Origin of the sequence: Bacillus sp. AFS031507 (assembly GCF_002584635.1) — a bacterium.
GTDB lineage: Bacteria > Bacillota > Bacilli > Bacillales > Cytobacillaceae > Neobacillus.
The window spans coordinates 35,628-51,773 of record NZ_NUOW01000016.1; the positions used below are offsets into that span (position 1 = coordinate 35,628).

General features: G+C 37.5%; 12 protein-coding genes and 1 pseudogene. 11 read left to right on the forward strand and 2 right to left on the reverse strand.

Going from position 1 to position 16,146, the window contains the following annotated elements; translation table 11 throughout:
• Window positions 1–9: 9 nt before the first annotated feature.
• The 10 genes and pseudogenes from COE25_RS17045 (at window position 10) to COE25_RS17090 (ending at window position 12,027) form a co-directional block, all read left to right on the forward strand.
• Complete coding sequence (locus COE25_RS17045) at window positions 10–1,440, forward strand: FGGY-family carbohydrate kinase (RefSeq protein WP_098933430.1); 1,431 nt, start codon at window positions 10–12, stop codon at window positions 1,438–1,440.
• A 15-nt stretch (window positions 1,441–1,455) separates the two neighbouring features.
• On the forward strand, window positions 1,456–2,766 hold the full coding sequence (locus tag COE25_RS17050; RefSeq protein WP_098933431.1) for an MFS transporter: 1,311 nt from the start codon (window positions 1,456–1,458) through the stop codon (window positions 2,764–2,766).
• A 212-nt stretch (window positions 2,767–2,978) separates the two neighbouring features.
• Window positions 2,979–5,150, forward strand: a complete 2,172-nt coding sequence (locus COE25_RS17055; protein ID WP_098933432.1) for a sensor histidine kinase — start codon at window positions 2,979–2,981, stop codon at window positions 5,148–5,150.
• Window positions 5,151–5,162: 12 nt separating this feature from the next.
• On the forward strand, window positions 5,163–6,542 hold the full coding sequence (locus tag COE25_RS17060) for a sigma-54-dependent transcriptional regulator (protein WP_098933433.1): 1,380 nt from the start codon (window positions 5,163–5,165) through the stop codon (window positions 6,540–6,542).
• A gap of 14 nt (window positions 6,543–6,556) precedes the next feature.
• Entirely contained in the window at window positions 6,557–7,489 is a 933-nt protein-coding gene (locus tag COE25_RS17065) for an ABC transporter substrate-binding protein (RefSeq protein WP_142354482.1), read from the forward strand.
• A 225-nt stretch (window positions 7,490–7,714) separates the two neighbouring features.
• Window positions 7,715–8,437, forward strand: a pseudogene (locus COE25_RS17070) (ABC transporter ATP-binding protein); the annotation flags it as partial.
• A 192-nt stretch (window positions 8,438–8,629) separates the two neighbouring features.
• A complete protein-coding gene (locus COE25_RS17075) occupies window positions 8,630–9,280 on the forward strand; it encodes an ABC transporter permease (RefSeq protein ID WP_098933527.1) in 651 nt (216 codons plus the stop codon).
• A gap of 29 nt (window positions 9,281–9,309) precedes the next feature.
• Complete coding sequence (locus tag COE25_RS17080) at window positions 9,310–10,233, forward strand: ABC transporter substrate-binding protein (protein ID WP_098933436.1); 924 nt, start codon at window positions 9,310–9,312, stop codon at window positions 10,231–10,233.
• 23 nt (window positions 10,234–10,256) lie between these two features.
• Entirely contained in the window at window positions 10,257–11,402 is a 1,146-nt protein-coding gene (locus tag COE25_RS17085) for a mandelate racemase/muconate lactonizing enzyme family protein (RefSeq protein WP_098933437.1), read from the forward strand.
• Between the two features lie 103 nt (window positions 11,403–11,505).
• Window positions 11,506–12,027, forward strand: a complete 522-nt coding sequence (locus COE25_RS17090; protein ID WP_098933438.1) for a DUF2179 domain-containing protein — start codon at window positions 11,506–11,508, stop codon at window positions 12,025–12,027.
• Between the two features lie 123 nt (window positions 12,028–12,150).
• Here COE25_RS17090 and COE25_RS17095 read toward each other — a convergent pair whose 3' ends face one another.
• Window positions 12,151–13,500 (reverse strand): MFS transporter, encoded by a 1,350-nt coding sequence (locus tag COE25_RS17095; protein ID WP_257208863.1) that lies wholly within the window; start codon window positions 13,498–13,500, stop codon window positions 12,151–12,153.
• Window positions 13,501–13,784: 284 nt separating this feature from the next.
• Entirely contained in the window at window positions 13,785–14,582 is a 798-nt protein-coding gene (locus COE25_RS17100) for an IclR family transcriptional regulator (protein ID WP_098933439.1), read from the reverse strand.
• A gap of 177 nt (window positions 14,583–14,759) precedes the next feature.
• Here COE25_RS17100 and COE25_RS17105 point away from each other — a divergent pair, with 177 nt between their 5' ends.
• A complete protein-coding gene (locus tag COE25_RS17105; protein WP_257208864.1) occupies window positions 14,760–16,145 on the forward strand; it encodes a lyase family protein in 1,386 nt (461 codons plus the stop codon).
• Window position 16,146: the final 1 nt, after the last annotated feature.

A 16,146-nucleotide genomic window follows, 5' to 3' on the forward strand; every position in this document is an offset into this window, starting at 1 on the left:
GGTGATTATATGAGCGGGTATGTAATGGGGATTGATAATGGCTCGCAAAGTACAAAAGTAGCCATTTATGATGTTGAAGGTAATGAAGTTGCTTTCGGATCTTTTCAATTAAAAGAAACTCTATCACCTGAGCCAGGGGTTGTCATCCATCCCGAAGATGATTTATGGGACAGTGTGTACGGAGCTATTAAAAATTGTCTAGCCCATTTTACTGGCAATCCTAAAGACATTGCTGGAATTGGACTTTGTACCATTAGATGTTGTCGTGTTTTATTAAAGGAAGAGGGCCATCTAGCTTATCCTGTGATAAGCTGGATGGATTCCAGACTTAACGAACCATATGTACATTCTGATGATCAAGTAAAGTATGTGACGACTACCTCTGGTTATCTAGGCTTTCGGTTGACAGGGGAATTTAAAGACACTGCTTCCAATTATGAAGTTCACTGGCCATTGGACCGTGAAACGTTGGATTGGTCGAAAGACGAGGAAGTATTTGAGGCAAATGGATTGCAAAGAGACATGGTATTTGATCTTGTAAAACCAGGCGAAAAGCTGGGAATGCTGAGACAAGAATTGGTCGAGGAGTTTGGTTTCCATCATGATATACCAGTAGTAGCGACAGCTAACGATAAAGCTGTAGAGGCGCTGGGTTCCGGAATTAAGGACGAAGGTACCATCATGATCTCACTTGGAACATTCATTTCGTCCATGCTGTTACGAAATGAATTTAAGGAAAATGCCCTTAATTTCTTTCCAACGCTTGCATGTATTCCATTTAAATATGTTTATGAATCAAATGGAATAAGACGTGGTATGTGGACCGTGAGTTGGTTTAAAAAGCTGATTGGTGAAGAACTCGTTACAGAAGCAAGAAAACTAGGTGTATTGGAAGAGGAATACTTGAATATGAAAGCACAAGATGTTCCAGTCGGCAGTGACGGTCTGATTACCATTTTAGACTGGTTATCGACACCATCTATACCATATCGAAAAGGTGTCATGATTGGTTTTGATCAGCGCCATACAAAATACCATATATACCGTTCAATTTTGGAAGCGATTGCTTTTAATATTAAAAACAATATTGATGATATGTTAGAGGAAATAGACGTACAGTTAAATGATTTAGTCGTAATAGGCGGGGGCTCCAAAAGTGATGTGATAATGCAAATTATTGCGGATCTTTTTGGACTGCCAGTTCACAGACGTGCAGGCAGCAGTAGTGCGTGTTTAGGAGCTGCTATATGTGTCTGCCAACATCTATCGATTTACAAAGATTTTTATGAGGCTGCAAGTAAAATGGTTAAAACTCAACAAACGTTTATACCGAACCAAAAAAATCATGTACTCTACAATACCATTAACGATACTGTCGTTAAAAAGGTGAGAGTTCATACCGATGAAATTTTAAAACTATCTTATCCCATTTTTAGTTAAGAAAAGAGTGATTTTGTGGCAGAGAAAAATTATAAAAGGTATTTTCAATTTTTCCTCATTGTTTTAGCAGCAGGATCGATATTTCCACTTATCTATTTAAAAACAAATTATCAAGAAACGATTTTGGAAGTATACGGAATAACTCTTAAACAATTAAATGGCATTTTTTCCGTTTTAGGTGTGGCTTATCTTGTGGGATACTCTCCAAGTGGCTGGCTTGCTGATCGATTTTCCGCAAAAAAACTTTTATTCATTTCACTTTTGGTTTGTGGACTTACCGGACTATGGTTTGCTCAAGTTCCGAGCTATTCAATGGTTTTGGTGATATTTGGTATTTGGGGATTTTTTTCAGTATTCACCTTTTGGGCAGCTCATTTAAAACTTGTAAAGTTAATTTCTAAAAAGGAAGAAGAAGGAAGATTTTTTGGTGCTTTAGATGGTGGCCGTGGATTAGTAGAGGCCATATTAGCAAGTATCGCATTATTTATTTTTACAAACGTTTTGGGAGACAGTACAGAATTGGTTCATAAGAAAGAAGCGTTACAATTTGTGGTTTACATGTACTCTGCTGCGCTTATTTTGGTATCCGTACTCATTTTATTTTTTGTTAAAGAAGACAAATCTTCTATTAAAAAAGAATCTTCTTCTAAAGCGGCAGAAACCAGTAAAAAAATTAATGTGAACGATTTCAAACAACTATTCAGTAATAAGTTCATATGGCTTCTAGGCGGCATCATATTTATGTCTTATATTGTGACCTGGGCCGTATATTATCAGGGTGGATTTTTACAAACGAACATCAAAATTGATGCCGCAACTGTAGGTGAAGTGACTGTATTAATGCTTTGGATGCGGCCGATTGGCGGGTTGTTAGGCGGATTTTTAGGTGATAAATTTGGGAAAAGCAGTATCCTCATGATCGCCTTAGGGTTAGCTGCCACTTTTTTAATTGCTATATCAATCTTACCAATTACGATGCCTCTCATTTACTTTAAAATCCAAGTCGTCATGATAGGTTTAATGATTTATACCATTAGAGGTCTTTACTGGTCGTTACTTGGAGATTGTAAGGTAGATGAAAAGATACTCGGTCTAACGATTGGAGTTGTATCCTTTATAGGCTATACACCTGATATTTTAATGCCTATCGTCAATATTGTATTGTTTAAAACATACGGACCTAACGGTGGATATAATGGATACTTCATCTTCTGTGCCTGCGCGGCTATCCTCGCTATCTTCATGACGTTAATCTTTAGAAAGTCAGTAAAGAAGGAAGCTAGAAAATCAATTAAACCAGATGAACTCATTGCAAAAAATGCATAATAGATTATTGTGATAAGGGTGCTCAAAGATCGTGACATCAAACGATTTTTGAGTCACCCTTTTCTATTAGCGGGGAGCAACTTGATCTAATCAAACGTTTGATTAGTCTTTTCAAATAAAAAAGTTGGATATTTTTTTAATTAAAATAATTTGAATATTAGTATAATAGGTGGAGATATTGTAATCATGCTATTTAAAAAGTTGGAGGTCAGATGAAGTTTTTACTTTTTATCCGTGGAATACTACATTCTATTTCTAAAAGTATCACCAAAAAATATCTTATCTGGTTTTCTATTATTCTTATTATCCCGATACTCATCATCTTTCAAATCATTATTGGTTACGCAAATTGGCTTATTGAAGAAGATATTTTAAAAAAGAATATGCTAAGTACCGATGCGTTGGCAGAACGTATTAATTCTGAATTATCGGATGTCGTCTTACAGCTGCAGTTAATTGCAGGAAATGATGAAGAATCCGAAATAAGCAACTCCAAAATGTACAATCGTGCAGAACGTATCATTTCTAGAAGTGCTATTGTACAATCCATTTATTTTATCGATAAAAGCCATCAGGTCCTTTTTGAAGCTCCCTTTTCACCAAATCTTAAATCACAATATTATTTTTATCCCGAATTTAATAAGACACGTGTTAGCAATAACTATGTGGTTTCCAATATGGTTAAAAATTTTCATGGAAAGAAAGTTGTAATCGTCTCGGTTCCAGTTATTGATGGGAAAAAGGGGTTAAAAGGTGTATTGGTGGCAGAAATCAGTAGAGAATATCTTTCCTCTATTATCAAAGGCATAAGTACCACACGAAGTGGATTTAGCTTTATTCTAGACAAAAATGGATATGTTATCTCCTCAACAAATGTACGAGATATAGGGAAGAATTTTTCAGTTCATCCTGCTGCATTAAGATTATCAAAGGGCCTTTCAGGGTTTATTAGGGAAGATATATCAGGAGAAACAAGTATCCTTTCTTATAAAGCACTTTGGGATCAATGGGGACTAGTGTTAGGGGTTCCTGAAAAGGTGGCTTTCCAGCCTATATTTAAACTTTCTATTGCCTTAACGTTAAGCTTTATAGGAATACTTACCTTATCTATCTTTTTAATTGTTTTAGGTACGAAAAAACTTCTTACTCCGATTGTCCGGTTAACTCAATTAGCTAGTCATTTCGATGAAAAACAGTCGATAGAAGAATTGAAGAGGGTAAAAGTTGACTCTCAGGATGAATTGGGAATATTGATGAAAAAGATGATTGATTTAGGGATTAGCAACATTGAGAAAAAGAAGATACTCGAGGAAAAGGAAAGGTATTTATATGACGTCATTGAAGGCATTCCATATGCCATACTCACTCTAGATAATGATGGCATCATTACTCATCCTAATATTAATTTTGAACGACTAACAGGCATTTCTCGTGAGGAACTTAAGGGAAAACATACGTCTTCATTACCGCTTAAATACGGGCAAGCTGATTTTCTATCATTAAATAGTTTACATATAGACAATCCCATTGAAGAAATGGAAACCTACATTATTGATGCCGATCGTCGAAAAAGGATTGTTAAAGTGGTTACTTCTAAATTTTATAATGAAAGAAAGGAGAGTATTGGTTATATTTCAGTTCTCCAGGATATTTCACAACTAAAGTTATTCGAGGAACAGATTAGACAAAGTGAAAAACTTGCCTCCATTGGACAAGTTACAACTGGTATTGCTCATGAATTGAAAAATCCGCTTGCAATACTGTTAAGTTCTGCTGAATTGTTAAAAAAGGTATTACACGAACCTGCAAATGATGAACTGGTCGATATGCTGTCAAACGATATATATGATGAAGTAAAACGTATGAGTGGGATTGTAAGTGAATTTTTATCCTTTACAAGAATGAAAAATGAAGAAGAAAAATGGACAGAAATGAACCAATTAGTTGATAAAGTTCTTCATCTACTTCGAATTAAATTGAATGAAGCAAAAGTAGATGTATTAAAAGAATACCAAGTTAATAGTAGAAAAATCAAAGTTAAGCCCGAAAAACTAATGCAAGTGTTTCTTAATTTAATTTTAAATAGTATTGAAGCAATGCCTACAGGGGGAATATTGCAAATACATATTTATGAAAAAAACTCGGAAGGCCAGGAGTGGCTGGTTGTGGAAATTAAAGATTGCGGTCAGGGAATTTCTAAACATGATCTTGATTGGCTATTTAATCCTTTCTTTTCGACCAAGCCAAATGGCTCTGGGCTTGGATTAACAATAGCCAAGGATATCGTTAATGAACATAACGGGGAGATGGAGATCCAAAGTACGATTCATGCAGGAACATCTATTCAATGCAAGTTTCCAATCACTACAAAAATAGGAATATAGGGGGGACTAATTATGAGCTATTCTGTATTAGTTGTAGATGATGAAGTGAAATTATGTAGGAATATAAGCTTGTGGCTTAAAAGTGAAGGCTTTATCGCTCATCAAGCCCATACAGGACAAGATGCCATCGATTTGCTTAAGAGGGAGCCGATCGATGTTATGATTCTGGATTATATGTTATCAGATATGACTGGACAAGATGTCTTAAAGAAAGTAAAGGAAGGGTCTCCAAATATATCTGTTATTATGTTGACAGCTTATGGGAATGTGGAGAGCGCTGTAAACTCTATGAAATTAGGGGCTACAGACTATCTGAATAAACCAGTTGAATTGGCTATTTTAAAGGAGATTGTCGCAAAGATTTGCGAAAACAAGCAAGTAAAACAAGAAAATCAGTTGTTAAAATATCAAGCTAGACAAAACTGGTCCCAGGAAGAACTGATTTATGAAAATAAGAAAATGAAATCTATCTTCTATTTCCTTGAAAAAGTAGTAGATACTGATGCAAGTATTCTACTTCTTGGTGAGAGTGGTGTGGGAAAAACAGCAATGGCGAAGTGGATTCATAAGAGAGGCAAAAGAAGTGAGAAGCCGTTTGTATCCATCAATTGTGCTGCAATACCTGAGAATCTGTTAGAAAGTGAATTATTTGGATATCAAAAAGGAGCATTTACAGGTGCAACCGAAACAAGAGTGGGTAAATTTGAATCGGCAGATAAGGGTACGATATTTCTAGATGAAATAGGAGAAATTTCTTTAGCGATGCAAGCTAAGCTTCTCCATGTTATTGAGGAGAAAAGCTTTATGAGACTGGGGAGTAATACTTACCGTAAAGTTGATGTACGGATTATTTCAGCCACCAATAAGGATATCAAACAGTTGGTTAATGAAGGGAAGTTTCGCAAAGATCTATATTATCGATTAAACTTAGTCGAGGTTGAAATCCCCCCTTTACGAGAACGAAAGGAAGATATTCCGATTATCATTAAACAATCTATTGAAACGTTAAATTTGAAATATACTAAAGATGTAAGTATTTCCGAAGATATGATCCAATTACTTTCCTCGTATGAATGGACTGGGAACATCCGTGAGATGTTGAATGTCTTAGAACGGTTACATATATTGAAAATGAATGGAAAAATTGAAGAATCGGACTTAAACCGAGAGTTATTTTATTTCAGTGAAAACCTGGATCAAAAAGATGACCCCCTGTTTAGCCTGTCAGAGGTCAATTTAAAAAAAGCTTTAGAAAATGTGGAAGAGCAATTAATTAAGAAAGCGTTGGAAGCAACGAAAGGAAACCGTTCTAAGGCTGCGGATATGCTTGGAATCGCTAGGCATACACTTGTTTATAAAATCAAGAAAATACAAATGGGGACAGAGAAGTGAGGGCAGGTATCTCCATGAGCAGAACGGTTATATTCATGGTCCTTGTCCAGCTCATTTTTATTCTGGCTTCGTGTGAAAAGGAGGAGAAAGAAATAACACGTAGTTCACCGGAATCCTCAGCCAAGCCAGAAATAACCATTGGCTCTAAATCTCCAACCGAGCAGCGGATGCTTATGAAAATGACATCTTTACTATTAAGTGAAAATGGATTTTCTGTCAATGAGATTAGCTTTAGAGGCAGCTTAAACATTCGTGCTGCCCTCGAAGAAGGAATCATCGATCAATATTGGGAGTACCCTAATACGGCAAGGGTGTTTTATCATCATCATCCACCGATATATGATTCAAAATTAGCTCTTCAAAGTGTTTCTAAAGAGGATGAAAAAAAGGGTGTGAAATGGCTTAAAAGTCTAGACCTAAATAGTACGTGGGCAATTCTTATAAAAAGTGAACTGGCAAAGCAAAACAGAATAAAGAAGATTAGTGATTTTGTCCAATATGCTAACAAACACGATATTAAATTGGCCACTAATGAGGAATTTTTGGTTCGAAAAGATGGTTTGGAACATGTACAACAAATCTATCATTTTGCAATCGATAAAAAAAATATTATTTCCGTCGAGTCTATGCTCCTGCCCCAAGCAGTAAAAGACTCCAGAGTAGATGCTGCCGTTGGGGTCGCACCGGATAGCCATATAAAAGAATACAATTTAACTATATTGGAAGATGATAAGCATGTTTTTCCCCCATATAATCCTACGCCGGTGGTAGATAATGAAACATTAGAACGTTATCCGAAAATATCAAAGCTGCTCAATCGCCTAGTTGAAAAGATAAATGAGAAGAATTTTATGGAAATGATAGATCAAGTCGAAATGGAACATAAAGATGTTTCGGTTGTAGCACAGGAATTTTTGATTGACACTGGATTGATAAAGAGTAAATAAGAAGGAATTGAAAAGAAAGAGCATCTTTTTAGATGTTCTTTTTTTTGAGACTTTATAAGTTACTGTACAAAAATTCTCTACCAAATTAGAGAATTTTTGTACAGTTTCGCCCTGAAAGGATTGGCAAAACTGCTAATATTCAACCTTTTTATCCCGCTATTACGGTTGGCATGGTTCTTGCAATATTACTTAGTAAATCAATTCATCAAAAGAGGGGGTAAAGATGTGATCCGTTTTGAAAATGTAAACAAAGTGTATGGGGATGTACAAACGCTATTCAATCTTAGTTTTGAGGTTCAAAAAGGAGAGTTAGTAGCTCTTATTGGACCAAGTGGATGTGGGAAAACAACTACGTTGCGGATGATTAATCGCCTTATTGATCCTAATTCTGGAAAGATATTGATTGATGGTCAGGATATTTCTAAAACAGACCCGGTCGAACTACGGCGAAATATTGGCTATGTCATTCAACAAGTTGGTTTGTTGCCACACATGACCATCGGAAAAAATATCGGATTAGTTCCAAAATTAAAGGGAAAGAAGTTAGAGGAATACTCCAATAGAATTGACGAATTGCTGCACATGGTTGGATTGGAGCCTAAGATTTTTCGGAATCGGTACCCATCCGAATTAAGTGGTGGCCAGCAACAACGTGTAGGGGTTATAAGAGCATTGGCTGCAGAGCCTCCTATTATTTTAATGGATGAACCATTTAGTGCATTGGATCCAATTTCTCGTGAACAACTACAAGAAGAACTAGTTCGATTGCAGAAGGAGATCAATAAAACAATCGTTTTTGTAACCCATGACATTGATGAGGCTTTAAAGATTTCTGATCGAATTGTCATCATGAACGAAGGAAGAATTGTTCAATTCGATACTTCAACAGCAATCATTAAAAAGCCAGCCAATTCTTTTGTTAAAGGGTTTATTGGAGAAAAGCGATTAAATGCAGGAATGTCCCTTTTTGCAAAATTGTAATTCTGATCGTTTTGCAAAGCTTGACCGGCTGATTTGTTTTTAACAAAGAGACAGGGTTTGTTCGTAATGAAAGCGCTTTAAATTAAAGGAGGTATTCATGTGACTCAACAATCAAATCTATTCACTAGTTTATTAGAAATCTATACGGATCGCTGGGATATGATTTTAGTGAGTATAGGGCAACACATCTACATCTCACTCCTCTCGATCATCATTGCCCTATTCATCTCTATTCCTTTGGGAATTTACCTCAGTAGAAATAAGAAATTGGCTGATAGCATCATAGGGGTTGCAGGTGTATTTCAAACGATACCTAGTATTGCCTTATTCGGTTTTCTAATGCCGTTTGTAGGGATTGGAGTGAAACCTACAGTGATAGCCTTGGTTCTCTATGCATTAGCCCCCATCATCCGAAATGTATATACGGGAATTGTGGAAGTGAATCAATCTGTCGTCGATGCAGGTCGTGGCATGGGGATGACTAGCTGGCAAATTTTATGGATTATTGAGATTCCACTTGCTCTTCCGGTTATTATGGCCGGAATCCGAACTGCAACTGTATGGACCATTGGTATTACTACGATTGCGGCATTTATTGGAGCTGGAGGATTAGGGGAAATCATATTCCGTGGTGTAGCTTTGATGCGTCCTGAATTAGTGTTAGCGGGAGCTATTCCGGCAGCATTTTTAGCAATCCTAACAGAATTCTTATTAAAGAAACTGGAAAGAAAAGTTACTCCTTTTAACCAGAAGAGCCATACGAAGAAAGTGAAACAGAATGATTCCAATAAAAAAGACAAAGTTGCATAAACAAAAATTATATAAAAGGAGAATATAAGATGAAGAAAATTTGGTTGATGATTATTTCAATATTTATCGTGCTTTTAGCTGCATGCTCGAGTAACTCATCACAAACCTCTGGTGGTTCAAAAGAAAAACTCGATTTAGTGGTAGCAAGCAAAAACTTCACAGAGCAGTATCTGCTTGCCCAAATTATGGGTCAACTACTTCAGAATAAAACGGATCACAACATTACCATTAAAGAAGGAGGCTTTGCAACCTCCGCTGTACTAAATCAAGGCTTAAAAGATGGGGATTTACAAGTAGTAGCTGATTATACAGGAACAGGGTATATGAATGTACTGAAAAACACATTACAACCAAATGATACGCCTGAATCAGTTTATGAGAAGACGAAAAAAGGGTATGAAAAAGAATTAGGACTTACTTGGCTAAAGCCTTTCGGATTCAACAATACGTTTACTTTAGTTATGAAAGAAGATATGGCAAAAAAGCTAAACATCAAAACATACTCAGATTTGGTCCCCCATGCAGATAAACTTGTTATTGGGATGGACCCAGCTTTCTATGATCGTGTAGACGGATATAAACCATTAGCAAAAATGTACGGATTTAAGTTTAAAGATCATAAAGAGATGGATATGGCATTAGGCTTTTCCGCAGCTGCTGAAGGAAATATTGATGTTTATATAACGTATATTACAGCTGGAAACATACCTGCCCTTCATTTAGTTCCTTTAAAAGATGATAAAGGGTATTTCCCTCCATATTTTGCTGCTCCAATTGTTTCGAAAGATCTTGTGAAGAAACACCCAGAAATAGCTGACGTCCTAAACCAACTTTCAGGGAAGCTTGATGATAAAACGATGGCGGAATTGAATGCCAAAGTAGATGAGGATAAGAAAAATACGACTGATGTAGCCAAGGAATTCCTAGAAAAAAACGGTTTGATTAACAAATAAATTAAGGTGAGGAGCACATAAAAATGAAGATTACTTCCATTGAAATTAAACAGTATTTAAAACCACTGGAGCCGCCATTCAAAGCGGCATGGGACCCTCAGCCAAGGAAGAACTTTGCTTCAACTGTCGTTTACGTTCATACAGATGAAGGCATCACAGGAGTTGGCTCGGGCGATTTGTTAATGGGATTAGAAGGTCATGAGAATTTATTTATTGGGCAAGATCCGTTTGCTATTGAACGACATGCACAGGTTATAGACAATATCAACTTCCATTATGGCCGCTGCTGGCCACTTGATTTAGCCCTTTGGGATTTAATGGGGAAAGCGACAGGGCAGCCTGTGTATAAATTACTAGGTGGCAAATCGAATAAAATTCTTGCTTACGCATCAACTGGTGAAATCGTAACTCCTGAAGAACGAGCTGAGCGTGCACTACGATTTGTGGATCAAGGATTTAAGGCGATGAAAATTCGTTTTCATCACGAAGATGTAAAGGATGATATAAAAGTCGTTGAAGCTGTAAGAAAAGCCGTTGGCGATAAACTTGAGATTATGGTCGATGCTAACCAGGGATGGAAGATGCCATGGGACGTTGAACGTACATGGGATTTGAAAATGGCGTTCCAAGTAGCGAAAGAGCTGGAACAGTTAAATGTTTTCTGGCTTGAGGAGCCCCTCCCATCACACCAATTTGAATTAATGGCAAAATTGCGTGACATGACTGGAATCCGTATTGCAGGTGGAGAAATGAATCGTAACTGGTACGATTTTAGAGAAATGAATAAAGTGAATGCTCTTGACGTATACCAACCAGATGTTGCCCTGTCAGGGGGAATTACACAAGTGAAGAAAATTGCTGAGCTTGTACAGGGAAGCGGCGCATGGTTTAGTCCGCATACCTGGTCAAACGGAATCGGGTTACTTGCAAACCTGCATCTTGCAGCAGCCGTTAGTCATTGTCCGTACTTGGAGTTCCCGTATGACCCGCCGGCATGGTCCACCGACCGTCGTGACTATATCCAAAAAGAACACTTAATGATCGATTCTGAGGGCTATTTAGTTGCTCCTGAAAAACCTGGTCTAGGTATTGAATTAGATGAAGATGCATTGAAAAAATATGAAATTAAACATTTTTATGTTGGTGAAAGTTCGACCGTCATCGTTTAATAGGTGAATAATCGAGAAACAAAGAATCTTCCAGTGAATACAGGTTAAATCTGAATTTGCAGGGAGATTCTTATCTTATAACAGAAAATATCGGGTGGAAAATATGTTATTGACAATATGCACAATCTTTTTACTGCAGATTTGTTATGTCTCGTTATTAACCATTCGCATGATCCTGACAGTAAAGGGCTACCGATATGTTGCTGCGGTTGTAAGTTGTATCGATATAATGATTTATGTGATTGGACTTAAGCTTGTCCTTGATAACCTGGATAAACCCATAAACCTTTTAGTTTATTGTTTAAGTTATGGAATCGGTATACTTATAGGAATAAAAATCGAAGAATGGCTGGCACTTGGATTCGTCACTGTTCAGGTTACTACAAATGGAAATAATGCAGATATGGCTGCAGGGCTTCGTCAAAAAGGCTACGGTGTAACAGGCTGGCTGGCTGAGGGGTTGGAAGGTGAGAGGTTCATACTTACCATTATAATCGCCAGAAAGCTGCAATCCCGGTTATATCAAGATATATTATTAGCAGACCCGAAAGCTTTTATTGTCAGTTACGAACCAAAGTACTTCAGGGGTGGTTTTTTAAAAAGCAACCGCTACAGGATAAGCTGAATTCTTGTCTACTCTTAGAATACGAGAATTATAAACATAAAAAGAAGCCAGGCTTTTGAGCTTGGCTTCTTTTTATCTCTTGATTCATTTCGTTAATAAACCTTTTACTTAACGAAAGACCTTTTATTTCTTATTTTTAGTATGACTTGCTTCACTAAGCGATAGTGACTTCGTTTCTGGAGCCCACGCGTAGGATACGACAGCTCCGATAACAAGTACGCCGGTGATTAAAAGCATGGTAGATTGTACCCCTATATTGGCAATCCCTATTGGAAGCAAGAATGTACCAATCGCCGAACCAAATCGACTTACAGCCGTTGCAAGTCCGACACCAGAAGAACGAATTTCGGTCGGGAAACTTTCAGCAGGAAACACACCAACTAGATTACTAACAGCCGACATAATCAGAGTAAAGACCGCAAAAGAAAGAATCATCGGTACTTTGGCACCGCTAGGTAAAAAGCTAAGAAGAGCGAGTGTAATGATCAATACGATAAAAGAATTGATCAAAAATCCTCTCCGAGAAAATTTAATCGTGAACCAAATACCTAAAAGGGCACCAACGATAAGAAGTCCATTTAATAGTAAATCTGTTCCAAACCCTTCGCTTAGTCCGATTGCTTTCAAAATATCAGGCAGGAACGTGTAAATAGTGAAATAAGGGATAACGAGGCAAACAAAGAATATACAATTGAATGCAGTACGTTTTCTTAATTCCTTACTAAATAATGTGGCAAAACTGTTTTTTACTTGCATTGGTGCTTCATCATCAAGAATGATATTTGGACCGACATGTTTTTGGACAATGGCAAGAGCCTCTTCTTTTCGCCCTTTATTAATGAGCCATCTAGGTGACTCAGGTGTACCCATTCGGGCGAATAATATAATGACAGCTGGAATGGCTGATGAGGCCAACATCCAGCGCCAAGCATCAGGAGAAGAATCAGTGAATAATATTCCAATCAAGTTTGCTGCTACATAACCAAACGTCCAGATGACGCTAAATGACCCTAATAATACTCCGCGATGTTTACGAGGCGAAAATTCAGCTAGCATCGTATGTCCAACGCTGTAATCGCCGCCAAGCCCGATACCAATCAAAATTCTGCATAAGGCAAGCTCTAAAGGGCTGGTAACAAAAAACTGTAAAACAGATGCAGCCGTTATGACGATAAAACTGAATACAAATATCTTCTGCCTGCCTACATAATCAGATACCCATCCTAAAACGAGGCTGCCAAGGAAAAGACCAATGAGAGCAGAACTTCCAATCAGCCCGACCCAGAAAGGGGATAAATGCATTTGAGGTGTCAGTAATGAAAGGGCAAATCCGATAATTCCTAAAATATATCCGTCAGTGAAATGAGCACCGAATGTCAGACCCGCAATTTTGATATGAAATTTGTTTAAGGGAGCGTCATCTAACTTAATTGTATTTCTATTATTGGTACTTACCATCTTTAAATTTTCCAAAGTAAAACCTCCTCCATAATTTGTTCCGTCTTAAGGATACTTATAGCCTAATCTACATGTATGAAACTGCTTATAGAGGAAAGCGATTTCATTTTGGGTGACACAAGGATTGTTCTTATTGTGAACTTATTGTCCATTATGTGAATGTTGTTTAATTATCATCTATTATTTTAGTTATTGTCAAACTATTTTTTAAATTTGTTGTAGAATCGATTACACACAAAAAAAAGAGGATAGCATCGTAAAATGGTATCCTGTTTTTTTTATCCAAATGTTTTTTTAGATTAGTCTAACTGTTCTTCGATCTTTTTTGCTGCTTCCAGCATTCGATTACGTAATGCCAAAGTGGCTTCCTCTGGCAGGCGGAAACTTGGGCCGCCGACCGTAACAAATGCGACTAAATTCTTCTTCTTATCGAAGATAGGAGCTGAAATCGCATTTTCACTTTCATCTAGTTCGCCAATCGCTGTTCCCACCTTTTGAACACGGATATTAAGCAGTTCCTTACGCAGTTCTTCGGGATCTGTAATTGTATACTTGGAATACGATTTAAGCGGCTGCTCTAAAAAAATATCCAACTCCTTCTCGGACAGCAAGCTTAACCATATTTTTCCGTTAGATGTGCAATGTAAAGGTGAAATCGTATTGGAATAGTCTCTTAATCTTACACTATGATCGGTGTCTATTTGATCAATCGTGAGTGTTCCGTCATACTTCGGAACACTAAGCAGGACAGTTTCACCGATTTCTCCTTTTAATTCTTCCAATGTCCGGTAGGCCCTTCGTTTGAGTGACCCATATGGATCACCAGTTTGCGTACTCAAAATATGAATGGCATATCCGAGTTGATACCCCTTTGATACAGGGTCTTTTTCAACAAATCCTTGATTTTCGAGACTTCCGATCAAACGCCAAGCTGTGGTACGGTTCAAATCCGCTTGTTTGGCCAGATCGCCCACCGAAATGGGTGTCGCACTTTCCCCAATCAGCTTTAGGAGCATCAACGCACGGTCAACGGCTTGTACAGAAGAATTATCTTTATTTATCGATTGTTTTGATGTGATTTGATTATTATTTTCCATGTTTTTATTATAACGTAATCAAATCATTAAATGTCAATTCACCCTTTCTGAAAAAATTTTGAAAATTGTATTGATTCCTATTTTTTTCGATCGTATAATAACCATATGTTCTTTATGTGAACTTGATGTTCGTAATACGAACATTATGATGAACATGGTCTTCATGGAATAGAGGCTATGGAGATTATGTCGCATTTTGCCTTAAAAAGTATGGTGGGAGGGATTTCAATTAGCCAGGAAAACAAGTTAGGAACACGGACAGAAGCTGACCACTTCGGCAAAATTAATATTCCTCAATCCGCATTATACGGAATCCAAACCATGAGAACGGTACAAAATCTTTCTTTTTCGGGCCAGCCATTAAAAAATTATCCCGAATATATAGTGTCTTTAGCAAGAGTGAAAAAAGCGGCAGCATTGGCGAATCTGGAAGCCAATGTTTTCGATGATTCTATTGGAATCGCTATTTTAAAGGCTTGTGATCAATTAATACAAGGGAATTACCAGGACCAGTTCATTGTCGATATTCTGCATGGCGGCGGCGGCATTGGTACCAATATGAATGTGAATGAAGTATTAGCCAATTTAGCGAATCAAAATTTGGGAGGTTCTACAGGCACATACATGCCTGTTCATCCTGTAGACCATGTAAATGCTTCCCAATCCACTTCGGATGTATGCCATACAGCTATCCGTCTGGCGATTGTCCGTTGTTTTGATCGATTGGACCGACATTTGATCAAGATGCAAGATGCCCTTGAGAAAAAATCACAAGAGTTTATGGGTGTTACGACAATCTCCAGGACCTGTTTACAGGATGCAATGAGGGTACAGCTTGGTGAAGTTTTCAGTGGATATGCATCTTTATTGAAAAGGCGTCACCGTTCATTAAAAGAAGCAATCCTTTCGTTACAGACCGTTAACCTTGGTGGGACGGTTATTGGAAATGGCGTTGGGGCACCTGAAAAATATAAAGCAGTGATCATGAAGAAGCTCCGTGAAGTATCGAATATGAATGTGACCTTACGTGATAATTTATTTGATGCTGCACAAAACATCGATGACTTAGCACATGTGTCAAATCAATTGAGCTTATTAGCAACATCACTCATCAAAGTGGCGAAGGATTTAAGATTACTTTCATCAGGGCCCGAAGCCGGGTTTTCTGAAATTACATTGCCATCCGTTCAGGCAGGTTCTTCTTTTTTTCCAGGAAAAGTGAATCCGGTTATCCCTGAAACAATGATACAAAGCTGTTTTCAAGTCCTTGGGTGTGACCGGGCAGTTCAAGCTGCATTGGAACATGGTGAACTTGACTTAAATGTATTTGAAGGTTTAGCAGGTGCCAATATCTTAAATGGATTACACATGCTGACGAACTCTGCTCATTCCTTTACAGAACAATGCTTAAAGGATATAGCGCCGAATGAAGAAAGATGTGAATCACTATCAAACACCTTGATTCCGATTGTCGTGGAATTGAAGGAGCGATTGGGTTATTCGGCCGTTTCAAAATTAATGAAAGAACATGATCGTGAATCTATCAAAAACTTACTAGAATAAT